This is a genomic window from Citrobacter sedlakii, assembly GCF_018128425.1.
GTDB lineage: Bacteria > Pseudomonadota > Gammaproteobacteria > Enterobacterales > Enterobacteriaceae > Citrobacter_A > Citrobacter_A sedlakii.
In genome coordinates this window covers 220,615-234,260 of sequence record NZ_CP071070.1, presented here as the reverse complement: position 1 = coordinate 234,260, position 13,646 = coordinate 220,615, and the positions used below count along the sequence as shown (strand labels likewise).

The 13,646-nt window shown below is 55.7% G+C and carries 11 protein-coding genes; 5 read left to right on the top strand and 6 right to left on the bottom strand.

Annotated features, from left to right (window positions below):
• Positions 1–32: 32 nt before the first annotated feature.
• The gene (locus JY391_RS01090) at positions 33–1,616 is read right to left on the bottom strand and encodes an STY4199 family HEPN domain-containing protein (RefSeq protein WP_211935108.1); all 1,584 of its coding nucleotides are present in this window, start codon (positions 1,614–1,616) and stop codon (positions 33–35) included.
• 151 nt (positions 1,617–1,767) lie between these two features.
• Between JY391_RS01090 and JY391_RS01085 the strand changes: the two genes are divergently transcribed.
• Positions 1,768–2,322, top strand: a complete 555-nt coding sequence (locus JY391_RS01085) for a GNAT family N-acetyltransferase (RefSeq protein ID WP_211935107.1) — start codon at positions 1,768–1,770, stop codon at positions 2,320–2,322.
• A gap of 12 nt (positions 2,323–2,334) precedes the next feature.
• On the opposite strand, the gene JY391_RS01080 is transcribed toward JY391_RS01085, so the two are convergent.
• Entirely contained in the window at positions 2,335–2,934 is a 600-nt protein-coding gene (locus JY391_RS01080; protein WP_042286718.1) for a response regulator transcription factor, read from the bottom strand.
• 357 nt (positions 2,935–3,291) lie between these two features.
• Complete coding sequence (locus tag JY391_RS01075; RefSeq protein WP_211935106.1) at positions 3,292–4,050, bottom strand: SDR family NAD(P)-dependent oxidoreductase; 759 nt, start codon at positions 4,048–4,050, stop codon at positions 3,292–3,294.
• 119 nt (positions 4,051–4,169) lie between these two features.
• On the opposite strand from JY391_RS01075, the gene JY391_RS01070 reads away from it, so the two are divergent.
• The 3 genes from JY391_RS01070 (at position 4,170) to JY391_RS01060 (ending at position 7,777) form a co-directional block, all read left to right on the top strand.
• The gene (locus JY391_RS01070; RefSeq protein ID WP_042286725.1) at positions 4,170–5,069 is read left to right on the top strand and encodes a LysR family transcriptional regulator; all 900 of its coding nucleotides are present in this window, start codon (positions 4,170–4,172) and stop codon (positions 5,067–5,069) included.
• Between the two features lie 48 nt (positions 5,070–5,117).
• Positions 5,118–6,146 (top strand): inner membrane protein YhjD, encoded by a 1,029-nt coding sequence (gene yhjD, locus JY391_RS01065; RefSeq protein WP_042286727.1) that lies wholly within the window; start codon positions 5,118–5,120, stop codon positions 6,144–6,146.
• A 308-nt stretch (positions 6,147–6,454) separates the two neighbouring features.
• Positions 6,455–7,777: an MFS transporter gene (locus JY391_RS01060; RefSeq protein WP_060570215.1), complete on the top strand. Its 1,323-nt coding sequence runs from the start codon at positions 6,455–6,457 to the stop codon at positions 7,775–7,777.
• A gap of 102 nt (positions 7,778–7,879) precedes the next feature.
• Here JY391_RS01060 and JY391_RS01055 read toward each other — a convergent pair whose 3' ends face one another.
• Positions 7,880–9,940 carry an AsmA family protein gene (locus tag JY391_RS01055; protein ID WP_042286733.1) on the bottom strand — a complete coding sequence of 687 codons (2,061 nt, stop codon included), beginning with the start codon at positions 9,938–9,940 and terminating at the stop codon, positions 7,880–7,882.
• 76 nt (positions 9,941–10,016) lie between these two features.
• A complete protein-coding gene (gene pdeH, locus JY391_RS01050) occupies positions 10,017–10,784 on the bottom strand; it encodes a cyclic-guanylate-specific phosphodiesterase (protein ID WP_042286736.1) in 768 nt (255 codons plus the stop codon).
• 229 nt (positions 10,785–11,013) lie between these two features.
• Here pdeH and kdgK point away from each other — a divergent pair, with 229 nt between their 5' ends.
• On the top strand, positions 11,014–11,943 hold the full coding sequence (kdgK, locus tag JY391_RS01045) for a 2-dehydro-3-deoxygluconokinase (protein ID WP_205612591.1): 930 nt from the start codon (positions 11,014–11,016) through the stop codon (positions 11,941–11,943).
• 54 nt (positions 11,944–11,997) lie between these two features.
• On the opposite strand, the gene JY391_RS01040 is transcribed toward kdgK, so the two are convergent.
• On the bottom strand, positions 11,998–13,491 hold the full coding sequence (locus tag JY391_RS01040) for a M16 family metallopeptidase (RefSeq protein ID WP_042286742.1): 1,494 nt from the start codon (positions 13,489–13,491) through the stop codon (positions 11,998–12,000).
• Between the last annotated feature and the right edge of the window lie 155 nt (positions 13,492–13,646).

The window sequence follows — 13,646 nt, the reverse complement described above, 5'->3', positions numbered from 1 at the left end:
GCGGCGCGAAGCGCCTTCTCCGGCCTACCGCATTACCTGATGGCGTCATAAATGGCGCGTTGGATCCTGTGCCACTTTTTATTACCCGCGCTGGGGTCGGCGCGCAAGCGCCGTTCCGCCTGCTCCATATCATACTGCTGGCGCTTCACCACCGCAGGCACGGTGCAAAATCGTTGCAGGTAGGCTTTGTGTTCACTGGTCATCGTCGCGCCGCCTGACATGGCGTGACCCAGCGTGTTGATGAACCGTCGACAGGGCTTGTTTTCGTCCATCTGGGAGGGATAGCGCAGCAGCAGCTGTAAAACGTCGTCGTGTCCGCGGGCAAACGCCGTCTCCGTCCAGGCAATCTGCCAGTTCATTCCGCCTTGTAAAAAAAGGCTGGTGACCCGCACATCGTTACGATCGATGGCCGCCCGAAGTGAAAACGCATCCCAGGTGATGCCCATCTGGCTGACCGTCTCCCGTGCAGAGGGCATTTCACGCTTGGGTTCGCTCTGCACGATAGCCACGCTTGGGGCTGGCGCTGGCGGCTGGGAGCTGACCAGCCACGCGCCGCCGCCGAGCATGGCGAAAACCATCACGCCGACGGCGCCCCACAGCACGCCGGAAATCAGCTGCTCGCGTTCTTCCGCCGTGCGCTGCGGTCGCTTGCGCGGTGGATCAATGGATTCGCCGATCTCCTGCGCGTCACCGCCTGCCTGATGGTCTTTATGCCGCGCATCGTCCCAGTATTGCGCCAGTTTTCCTTCTTCCACGATCATGAACGCCGTCGGGTTTACCTGCTCTCGTCCCTGTTCGTAAGCCCGCTGTACAGGGCGGACAATATGCTGAAACTGGCAGGCCAGTAGCGTCAGTTGCGCCGATGATAAGGGAACGCCGGCCAGTACGCTGTTACGCGCCTGCCGGCAGTCATCAAGAAACACGCGTAGTGTGAGGCGCGGTTCTACAAACAGCGTCAACACGGATGCATCGTTAAAGATCCCGGCATAATGGCGGCTAAAGGTTTTCTTATCGACCACCATTAGCGCCAGTTCGCTAAAGCGCATTCCGCTCAGCGGATCCTGCTTTTCACCCTGCTTAATCCAGCGTCTGAGCTTATCGGCGCCGAAGCTCTGTCTGAGATAGTTGTTGAGCTGACTCTTGTCCGGCCACATTTGCGCAATCAGGGCGATTAACGTCAGTTCAATCGCGCGCAGCTGGCGCTCGGCGCGCATCTGCTGGCTTGCATCGGTTTGCTCTATGTCTGTCTTGTAGTTCAGCAACGGCTGATGCTGGCGCAGTCGTTCAAGGGCATTCACTACCCGCAGGGCGGCAATAAGCTGATTCTCGTTGACCTCTTGTCCACTGTCGTATTGCGGCACGCACTGCTGAAGGTGGCGAAGTTGCAGCGTCAACTGGCTCAGTTGCGCATCGTTAAGATGCAGCCGCCGGGCGACCGCGCTCCAGCCCCCCAGATTCAGTCGGGCCTGATCCAGTTGTTCAAGAAACCAGCGCGGATCTTTGCCTTCAGAAGCATGTACCCCCAACAACAGCAGGATTTCAACGGAAGCCTGGCGGATGATTCCCAGGCAGTGTTCAAACGTCGTGCGTGTGGTCTGTAAAACGCTAATCGTCATTTCCTTCCTTCACCAGAAAGTCCACCCCACCGGGAAATAAATTTTGCTTTAGTGCATTGTTTTAATTATTACTTTTTATAGATATAACACGTTTAATCATTAATACAGTGACCGCTGTGTGAACATCGAGAAATTTTCAGGAGTGTGCCCCGTGCCCGTGTTAACGACCGACCGCCTGACCTGCCGCCCCATCGTCTCCCACGACTGGCCCTTTTTTCTCGCGCTCCAGCGACACCCGTCGGTGATGCGTTACGTTGCTGACGCGCGCAGCGAAAAACAGATCCGTGACGCCTTTGACGCCCGCCTGCCGGCATGGCAGCCTGGCGCAGCGCACTGGCTGTGCCTGGTGGTGTGCGACACGGCGACGCAGACGCCGCTGGGCGTGACGGGGTATATTCAGCATGATGAAGGAAGCGCGGAAGTGGGGTTCCTGCTGGCAGCGGAGGCGCAGGGGAAAGGGTATGGCATGGAGTCCCTGCGCGCAGTCTGCGACTACGCCTTCACAACGGGCGGCTTACGCCGCCTGACAGCCTGCGTCACAGAAGGAAACCAGGCCTCGCGGCGCTTGCTGGAAAAAACAGGATTTGTACTGGAAGGCACGCTGCGGGAAAGCTACTGGCTCGAACAGCGCTGGCAAAATGACTGGCTGTTCGGTCTACTGAAGCGGGACTATTTCGCGACCAGCACAACTCTGGCCACGAAATAAAAAGCGATAGCCTTATGGCTGAAACAACAGCATGGCCGCCTGCGTACGGTTTTTCACGTCGAGGCGGCGATAAAGCGTTTCAAGATGCGCTTTAACCGTTCCGGTACTGATATTTAACGCGCGGCCAATTTCTTTATTTGATTCGCCCGCTGCAAGCATTGTTAAAATTTCTCGCTGTCGGCTACTTAATGCGTTTATATCGCGATATTCAGGTGATGGAGTTGTTAACAGTTCACTGGGTAAAAATAACATTCCCATCGCGACGCTATTTAAGGCAAGGGCGAATTTTTCGGCGACAGAATCACGCGGCACAATCGCCAGCACGTTATATTGCACCATTTCCTGAAGCCACTTTTTGCTGCAGTCTGTCACCGAAATCAAGGTCCTCACCTGCGGAAACCGCTGGACCAGAGTCTGTAATAACCAGCGGCAAAACTCGCCGTCAAGGTCGCCGTCCAGCATCAGCAGGGCGTCCGGGGTGTTTTCCAGCGTTTGCCAGAGTTCATCCGCCTGACTGACGCCCTGAATACTTACTCCTGGAATTCGCTGTTCTAAACTGATTTTCATTCCATGAATAAATATTGACTGCCTGTCAAACATGATGATGTTCATTACTCTCTCTCCACCGTTTTCCAAAATCGCATTAAGGAGTGAAAGGGTATTACCCGGGGGGTAAAATAAGAATTCGCCTTTTGGCGGGGGCCATTCTACCGATATCACGCACGGAGAGAAGAAAAAAAGACGAATAGTTACAGCTCAGCCCCATAAATTACACATTTGACGAAAATACCGACGCCAAATTAAGGATATCCTTATAAATTCGTGGTGAGGTAATGATTTATAATATTATTTATCAAAATAATATCGAAAGCGCGCAGAAAGGGAAATACGTGAAAACCCGCAATATGTAACATAATAAAAATTCGCATTTTAGGTTAATTCAGCGGACTTTCGCCCGCTGAACCGCGGTTATAAAAACATACCGCCTGACACCTCAATACGCTGTGCGGTCATCCAGGCCAGATCGTCACTGAGCAACGCGGCAATAGCGTCACCGATGTCATCGGGTAGCCCTGCGCGGCCAAGCGTCGTTTGCGACGCGATCCACGCGTTCAGCGCCTGATTGTCCCGCACACGACCGCCGCCGAAATCCGTTTCAATTGCGCCGGGCGCGATAACATTAACGGAAATGCCCCGTTCGCCAAGTTCTTTCGCCTGATAGCGCGTCAGGACTTCCATTGCCCCTTTCATCGCAGCGTAGGCCGCGTAACCCGGCAGGGCAAAACGCGCCAGCCCGGTTGACACATTGAGAATGCGTCCGCCATTTTTCAGCAGCGGCAACAGATGCTGAGTCAGGAAAAAGGGGCCTTTAAAATGAATGCGCATCAGTTCGTCAAACATCGCTTCGGTCGTGTCGACATAAGGCGCATACACGCCAATACCGGCATTGTTCACTAAATAATCAAATGTCTCGCGATGCCAGTGTTGTTGAAGCTGTTCTTTTACCGTTTGCGCAAAGTCGGAAAAGCTGGATGTATCGGCGACGTTTAGCTGAATTGCCGCCGCTTTTCTGCCTTTTCCTTCAATTTCGGCGACAACATCCAGCGCCGCCTGCTGCTGGCTGTTGTAGGTAATGAGGATATCCGTTCCTTTGTCCGCCAGCTTAAGCGCGGCGTTTTTACCCAGTCCACGGCTTGCGCCAGTCACCAATGCGATACGTTGCGTCATAAGAAACCTCATTTCTACGCTTGTGAAGATTGAGACAAAGCTTATTAGGTGATAGAAAAACAATAAATGTCGCGAATTGCGCATGACTGTTTCATCCAGAACAACAATAGGTCAATCGAATGGATAAAATTCATGCAATGCAGTTATTCCTTCGCGTCGCGGAGCTGGAAAGCTTTTCGCGTGCCGCCGATACCCTGGGCCTACCTAAAGGTAGCGTATCGCGCCAGATCCAGGCACTGGAAAACCATCTCGGCACCCAGTTGCTGCACCGCACCACGCGTCGGGTTCAACTGACCCAGGACGGCATGGTCTACTACGAGCGAGCAAAAGATGTGCTGAGTAACCTCGATGAGCTGGACGGGTTGTTTCAACACGACCCGACCAGCATCAGCGGCAAGCTGCGGATCGATATGCCGGTAGGCGTCGCCAGGAATCTGGTGATCCCGCGCCTGCCCGCCTTTTTACAGCAGTATCCCGGCATTGAGCTGGAGCTGAGCAGCAGCGATCGGCTGGTGGATCTGGTCCGCGAGGGGTTTGACTGCGTGGTGCGCGTCGGCACGCTTAAGGATTCCGGTTTGATCGCCCGTCCTCTCGGTAAGCTGACGGTGATCAACTGCGCCAGTCCGCAGTATCTGGAGCGTTTTGGTTACCCGGAAAGCGCCGACGATCTCGCCTCACATGCCGTGGTGCATTATTCGCTGAATCTCGGGACGCGCCCGCCCGGCTTTGAGATCGCCAGCGCCGGCGGCACACACTGGATAAAAACCGGCGGCACGCTGACGGTAAACAGCACCGAAACCTATCACGCCGCCTGTCTGGCGGGTCTGGGCATCATACAGGTGCCGCGGGTCGGCGTGCGGGAGGCATTACGCAGCGGCAGCCTGATCGAAATCCTGCCCCAGTACCGCGCCGCGCCGATGCCGGTGTCGCTACTTTATCCCCATCGGCGGAATCTTTCGCGGCGGGTCCATTTGTTTATGGAATGGTTATCCGGCGTTATGCGGGACTACGTGGACTGAGAAGCTATACTCTGTGCAGACATGAACAAAAGAAGGACGACCGACCTGATGACGCAGGATAACGACGTAAAACGCCCCACTCAGGAACTTGAACACCAGCCGATCCCAAAGGTCGACACGACTGAAGCCATTGAGACCCCGAAGCAGGAAAGCAGCAACCCGACGCTGAAAAAGTTGACCACCACGGTGGAACAGATTCAGCGCATTCCGATGATTGCGCATCTGATCCGCGCGACTGAGCGCTTTAACGACCGCCTGGGCAATCAGTTTGGCGCGGCCATCACCTACTTCTCGTTTCTGTCGATGATTCCGCTTCTGATGGTGTCGTTTGCCGCCGCCGGTTTTATCCTCGTCTCTCATCCCACGCTGTTGCAGGATATCTTTAATAAGATTCTGATGAACGTCAGCGACCCGACGCTGGCCGCCACGCTGAAAAGCACCATCAATACCGCGGTGCAGCAGCGTACCACCGTTGGCCTGGTGGGTCTGGCGGTGGCGCTCTATTCGGGGGTGAACTGGATGGGTAACCTGCGTGAGGCGATACGCGCGCAGTCGCGTGACGTGTGGGAACGCACGCCGCAGGATCAGGAAAAAATCTGGATAAAGTACCTGCGCGATTTTATCTCGCTGATCGGGCTGTTGGTCGCGCTGATTATTACGTTGTCGATAACTTCGGTTGCGGGTTCGGCGCAACAAATGATTATTTCGGCGCTGTATCTGGACAACATTGAATGGCTGAAACCGGCCTGGCGTCTGATTGGCCTGACGATCTCTATCTTCGCCAACTACCTGTTGTTCTTCTGGATTTTCTGGCGTCTGCCGCGCCATCGTCCGCGCAAAAAAGCGCTAATTCGCGGAACGTTTATTGCGGCGATTGGCTTTGAGGTGATCAAAATCATCATGACCTATACCCTGCCCGCGCTGGTGAAATCGCCGTCCGGCGCCGCATTTGGCTCGGTGCTGGGGCTGATGGCGTTCTTTTACTTTTTCGCCCGCCTGACGCTGTTTTGCGCCGCGTGGATCGCCACCGCCGAATACAAAGACGACCCGCGTATGCCGGGCAAAAGCCACCGCTAGAGGCGGTATCGACGTGCCGGATAGCGACTCGCTCATCCGGCCAGCTAAGACCGGCCAGGCATGGACTTCCGCCAGCACTCATTGATTCAGCATATAAATCCAGTCCGTAACTTTTATTTAACCGAAAACCAGTTTTATCCACTAAGTTTACAATTATGTGAAGCATTTCATGGACGTGAAATCTCAGGCGTAAAAATTATCCGCTTTTTGCCCATTTTTTAGCCATTCCACTACGTTGTTACAGATTGAAATGTCGCTTTTGCTGTGCGTAATATGGCCTTTCGTTCGCCAAAAAATAAGAAAATTGTATGCAAGCAACAGCCACCACACTCGACAATGAACAGGAACACACGCCGGTCAACTCGCGTAATAAAGTCGTCGTCGCCTCACTCATTGGCACCGCCATTGAGTTCTTCGACTTCTACATTTACGCCACCGCCGCGGTGATTGTATTCCCACATATCTTCTTCCCGCAGGGCGACCCGACAGCCGCCACGCTGCAGTCGCTCGCCACCTTCGCCATCGCCTTTGTCGCGCGTCCCATCGGCTCCGCGCTGTTTGGTCACTTTGGCGATCGGGTGGGGCGTAAAGTGACGCTGGTGGCGTCGCTGCTAACCATGGGGATTTCAACGGTTATCATCGGCCTGCTGCCAGGCTATGCCACCATTGGTATCTTCGCGCCGCTGCTGCTGGCGCTGGCGCGTTTTGGTCAGGGTCTGGGACTCGGCGGCGAATGGGGCGGCGCAGCGCTGCTGGCCACCGAAAACGCGCCGCCGCGCAAGCGCGCGTTGTACGGTTCGTTTCCGCAGTTGGGCGCGCCGATTGGCTTCTTCTTTGCCAACGGCACTTTCCTGCTGCTCTCCTGGCTGCTGACCGACGAGCAGTTTATGACCTGGGGCTGGCGCGTGCCGTTTATCTTCTCGGCAGTGCTGGTGATCATCGGCCTGTACGTTCGCGTGTCGCTGCATGAAACACCGGTCTTCGCCAAAGTCGCCGCAGCGAAAAAACAGGTCAAGATCCCGCTCGGCACGCTGTTGACTAAACATGTGCGCGTGACAATCCTCGGCACCTTTATCATGCTGGCGACCTACACGCTGTTTTATATTATGACTGTTTATTCAATGACCTACAGTACCGCAGCCGCTCCCGTTGGGCTGGGCATGCCGCGTAATGAGGTGCTGTGGATGCTGATGATGGCGGTCATTGGTTTCGGCGTAATGGTCCCCGTTGCAGGTCTGCTCGCGGATGCGTTTGGTCGTCGTAAGAGCATGGTGATTATTACCAGCCTGATCATCCTTTTTGCCCTGTTCGCGTTTAAACCGTTGCTCGGTTCCGGAAACCCGGTGCTGGTGTTTGCTTTTCTGCTGTTGGGGCTGAGCCTGATGGGGCTGACCTTTGGCCCGATGGGTGCGCTGCTGCCAGAGCTGTTCCCCACGGAAGTACGCTACACCGGCGCGTCGTTCTCCTATAACGTGTCGTCGATTCTTGGCGCGTCGGTGGCGCCGTATATCGCCGCATGGTTGCAGTCAAACTATGGGCTGGCCGCCGTGGGTCTTTATCTGGCATCAATGGCCGCGCTGACGCTGATTGCGCTGCTGTTAACACACGAGACGCGTCATCAGTCGCTGTGAGTCATTGGCCGGATGCCGGCATCGCCTTATCCGGTCACCCTCCTGTGTGCCTTCCCGACAGCCCGGCAAGCATAGCGCCGCCGGGCAACGCGGCGAAGGACATTATTTCTTCATCTGGGTCAAAATCGTTCGGCATTGATTCGCCTCGCCTTCAGAGGGCGAAATCAGCGCTAACAGCGCAGCGGCTGGGGTGACCAAAGTCGCCAGCGCAGCGGCGACGGCCCCACGCGCGATCAGCGGCCCCGCCTTCACCCCGGCCTGCGGATTTTTGAAGGTGCCGCGCACGTACAGCGGCGAGCGCAGAGTAATAATGCGGATCCCTTTACTTTCCGGATCAATGGTTAAATCGAGTTGCTCAGACGCGAAGCTCGCCGTTCCGGTAATGTTGATCAGCGCATTCTCGGTATCAAAAGCGAAAATCTGCGGGCGCGCCACGCCGTTAACGATATCCAGATTGGCTGCCGCGCAGTTCACCCGCACCTCATCGTCGCCAAAAATCTGCCCGACAATGTAGTTACCGACGTTCAGCCCGACGATCTCCATCAGGTTGCGGCTGATTAAACCGTCGTTCATCAGCAGTTTCAGGTTGCCATTGCTGTTGCCAAGCAGCGCCGCTACGGAGTTCCCGGTGCCGCGAAACTCGGCGTCACCGTTCATCTCCCCCAGCGTCTTCTGCATCAGTTCAACATCCGGCATCAGCTCTTTCAGTTTCAGACGGCGCGCCTGAATATCCGCCCGTCCGTGCATAGGCTTTTTATCACCTTCCAGATGGATGTTGGCGTTGATGCTGCCGCCTGCCAGGCCAAACTTCAGCGGCTGCAGACGCAGATCGGCGTTTTTCAGGATGATATGGGTAGAGAGATCGCTAATCGGCAGGCTGCTACCGTGCTCAATGCGCCGTCCTTTGAAGCGCACGTCGGCGTCCATGACGTCCCACTTATCGGTTTCAAAACGGTCATAGGGCAGCACTTTGTCCGCAGGCTGGACGCTTTTTTCACCCTTTTTCTGTTCTGAACGCCGGGTCTGTTCGGCTCCTTTGCCGGAATCGACGCCAATCAGCGGGCCTAAATCCGCCAGACGCAGTTGGCGAGACTCCAGATCTCCTTCCAGCTTCGGACGCGGTTTACCGGTGGTATAGGTGAGCGAGCCGTGAATGTCGCTGTCGCCAATCTGTCCGTTGAAGCCGCGGTAGTCATAGACCGAGGATTTTTCGCTGTCGATTTTCGCCACCAGCCGGCCATCGGTTTCAAACGGCGGCGTATCCGGCAAGAGGACGCCGGTCAGGTCGTACAGTTCCGCCAGCGAATCGCCGGAAAACGTAAGCTGTAAATCGACGCCGCCCATTTTCATCGGGTCGTTCACCACTCCGACAAACGCCACGCGGGTATTTCCGGAACGAAAATCAGCCTGCACCGGGAATGGCGCATCAGCGCTACGCAGCGCCAACATACCGCCAATTTTCCCCGTCCCGCTGAGCGGTTCGCCGTTATAACGCCCTTTCGCCTTCAGGCCGAAAACGTAATCCTCAACGTTGGCGTTTTCATTTTTACCTTTGCTTCCCGTCACTTCGCTAAACGGCAGCGGCTTACCCAGCGGATCGACAAGGATCTCAATATCCGCCTTGCTGACGTTGTCATCAATGGCGATCCGCCCCTGATCGAAAAGGATGTTGTCGAGGCGGAAAGACCAGGAAGACGGCTTCGCATTGGGATCTTTTTGTTCATCCCCGGCGAGATCAAACGTCCAGTTATTGTTTTTCTCCGTCAGACGAATCAGCCGCGCGTCGGGCTTCACCAGCTTGATCCACGGCAGCCACACGGTTTTCGTGAGCAATGCCAGCGGGGCAATCGTCGCTTCAACACGAGGCAGATGCACCATCGTCACTTCGGGGATATCCGGCGGGTTGCCAAGGATAATATCCTCGGCGTGGATGTGCGGCCACGGCACCCAGCTTCGCCAGCCGGTTTCCTGTTTCTGACGCTCCCACACCACGCCTAAATCGCCGCGAATGGCGAATGGACGGTTCAGTTCCGCAGAGACTTTCTGGTTGATGGTCGGTTTGAGTCGGTTCCAGTCAAATGTCGCGATCAGGACAATGAGCACGACGATCAACAACAAGAAAGTCCCTGTTACAGCGGCGGTAATTTTGCCTGCTCTGGTCATGTTCTGCTTCCTCACTTCTTCCCTTGCCTGTCCTAAAGATAGTCCAGCCAGGCGGATTTACCGGAAACAGCCTGATTTAATGCGACAAATTCACCTCATCCAGACAGGCAAAAGGTCGCGGACGAGAGAGGAAATAGCCCTGAGCGGCATACGCGGGCGAGCGCTGTACGTCTCGCCACTCTTCCTGCGTCTCGACACCTTCTACGATAACGCCACGGCAGTAGCGGTTCATCAGCTGTAGCAGTTGGGTGAAGAGGTTACGCCCTTCTGACGTCTGACGAAGCAACACAAACAGCTCGCGGGCTATCTTAATAAAATCGTAGCGCACTTCGCTGAGGGCGGAAAAGTTAGCCATCCCGGTGCCGAAGTCATCCAGCCACAGCGGTCCTGCCTCGCACATCGAGGCAAACGAGGCCTCTTTCGGCAGACGGATGTGTTCCACCAGCTCAAAGCGCAGCCAGGGCATACGCTCGATATTCTGCAGGATCTGCGGATACTCGCGCAGAGCGATTAAGGTCGGGCCATCAACGTTGACGGACGCCAGAAGCGCGTGACGCTGGAAAAAGTCTGCCTTTTGTTCAAGTAGGCAGAGCTGCTCTTTTATCACCTCAATACGCTGGCGTACCGCCACTTCGGCAAAATAGCGGTCGGGCGCAATGCGTTGCGCGGGATTATCCGGATGCGTGACCACCGTCAGAAGCTCCACCGCCAACAGACGCCCGTTGGTCTGATAGATAGGCTGAAAAGTGTAAGCGCGCTCACACTGCAGCCAGTAGCGACGCTCCTGCAAGCATTCAGGGCTCGCTGCGGACGTGCTTAGCTGCTGGATAATCTGGTTTATCATCGCCGATGTCCCGTGATTAAGTGTGTGGCTGCCCGGACTCGTCAAGGGTTATCGGCCTTCGCGCGAAGAACTTTATGCTGCGTCACACGCAAAAACGACAACAGTCAGGAAAAAACAACGCAGAATACGGACTGGCTCAAAAAAATAATGGAACGTTGTTTTAATATGATTGACCACCAAACAGCCACAGCGCACACTAACGTTAATTTTTCCAGGTAGGTTCACGACTATGTCCAAAAAGATTGCCGTGATTGGCGAATGCATGATCGAACTGTCACAGAAAGGCGCTGACGTTCAGCGCGGCTTCGGTGGCGATACGTTGAATACTTCCGTTTATATTGCCCGCCAGGTTGACGCTGCGGCGCTTTCCGTTCACTACGTCACGGCGCTGGGCACGGACAGTTTCAGCCAGCAGATGCTGGACGCATGGCACGGTGAAAACGTCGATACCTCGCTGACCCAGCGTATGGAAAACCGTCTGCCGGGGCTGTACTACATTGAGACCGACAGCAGCGGCGAACGCACGTTTTACTACTGGCGCAACGAGGCCGCGGCGAAATTCTGGCTCGAGAGCGAGCAGTCTGCGACGATCTGTGAAGAACTGGCGACGTTTGATTATCTCTACCTGAGCGGCATTAGCCTGGCGATCCTCAGCCCGGGCAGCCGTGAAAAGCTGTTGTCCCTGCTGCGCGAGTGCCGCGCTAACGGCGGCAAAGTCATTTTCGACAACAACTATCGTCCGCGTCTGTGGGCAAGCAAAGAAGAAACGCAGCAGGTGTATCAGCAGATGCTCGACTGCACCAATATCGCCTTCCTGACGCTGGATGACGAAGACGCGCTGTGGGGCGTCAAACCCGTAGAAGAGGTGATTGCGCGGACGCACGCCGCGGGCGTAGAGGAAGTGGTGGTGAAACGCGGGGCGGATTCCTGCCTGGTGTCTGTTGCGGGACAAGATCTGATTGACGTCCCGGCGGTAAAACTGCCGAAAGAGAACGTCATTGATACCACCGCCGCAGGGGACTCGTTCAGCGCAGGATATCTGGCCATTCGCCTGACCGGTGGCGATACCGTAGCGGCTGCGAAGCGCGGACACCTGACCGCCAGCACGGTAATACAGCATCGCGGGGCAATTATCCCGCTCGACGCAATGCCACAGTAAGCCATTCACCGTTGCCCGGTAGCATTACGCTTACCGGGCCAACAGAATTGCAGGTTACTGCGCGGCCGGAATATCCGTGACTTCCGGATGCGCATCATCCGTTTCAACCGTCGCCGCCGCCGCGCTCACCGGGGCCATAATCTGATCCCACGTGGCCTGCAGTTCCTTCATGTTAAATTCCGGTTCTCCCTTCGGCTGCAGCAGAATCAAAGCCATCTCCTGGGACAGTTGCTGACGCAGGCTTTGGTTCATCATCTCCACGGTCAGACCATTAAGAAAGTCCTGACGCAGACGCTGATACTGCTCCGGCGCGATATCCACCACCTGATTTTGCAGAGAACGCAAGCGCTGGCTGATTAAAATGTCAGTATCGGTGCGGGCATAGGTGGCAAAAAGCTTTTGTAGCTCCAGATTCTTCTGCGCCACCAGCGCGTTGAACTCGTCTTCCGGCAAACCGTTATCGCGCACTTTCGCCAGTTCACGCGCCACGGTGCCTAAATTGGCGTTGAGCTTATCGTTCGGCGATTCAATATTGATGGCGCACTGAGCGCGCAGAAACAGCACGCGGCAGTCAAAGCCGAGGCCGATATCTTTAGCATTGTTCTTACTCAGCGCCTGCTGTACGTGCCAGAACAGCGCCTCACGCGCCAGATCCGCGCGCCAGTAGCGCAGCAGCGCGGATGACTCGCGAATCGGCTGCCACGGCGTATCCCACATGACTGACAAACGATCCTGGCGCACGGCGTCGGTCATGATGCTCACCGCCTCAGCGCGCAGCGGCGACAGCGTCGGCACTGGCGCAGGCGTTTCGCGTTTGCCCTTCAGTTCGCCAAACGTTTTGTTGATTTGCTCAGCTACCGTCCGCGCGTCGACGTTACCGACAATAATCAGCGTCATCGCGTCCGGCGTATACCATTTCTGGTAAAAATCGTGAATTTTCGCCGCATCGATCGGCTTCTTCAGCGGTTCAGCGGGATCGTGGCCCAGCAGCGCGGAGCCTTTCAGCCGGTAGCGCCACCAGCCCTCTTTGGTATCGACCGGCAGCGTAGTGACCATATCTTCGCTATTGATCGCATGGTTCACCGTTTCCGGGGTGATCGCCAGTTTGCCCATCGTATTCGCCAGATAGGTCAGCGACTCTTTCAGCAGATCGTTACGGTTGTTGGGCAGGCTGAGATTGTATTGCGTGGAGTCATAGGAGACGGTAACGGGCGGCATCGGACGCTTGGGGTCGAAACCCTGTTGCCAAAGCGAACGCGCCTGGGTGGCGTCCAGTCCGCCGCTCTGGGTTAACGCAATACGAGGAATAATATGACTGAAACCGCTCTGTTGCGTACTTTCGGTGAGCGAACCGGTATTTACCAGCAGGCGGACCTCAATGCGGTCGCTGGGGCGCTGCGGGGTGGCTAACACTTGCCACTGTAATCCATTCGCCAGCGTCCCCTGTTGCCATGCCGGGTCAGGCTGGAGCGCATCTGCCTGCACATAGCCGGCAGTGGCCATCATCAGCAAACCGCCCGCTATAAGTCGAATTTTTGTGCCCTGCATGTGAACCCCTGATCAACAATCCTGGTAATAAAAAGACAGCCCTGCGAAGGCCAGTCTGAATATGACGTAAAAACACTTCGTGTTAGACCGCAAGAACATGGAAATGTCACGGCAGAAGTGAAATAAACCCAATGCCTTCATGTTGAAGGATTAAG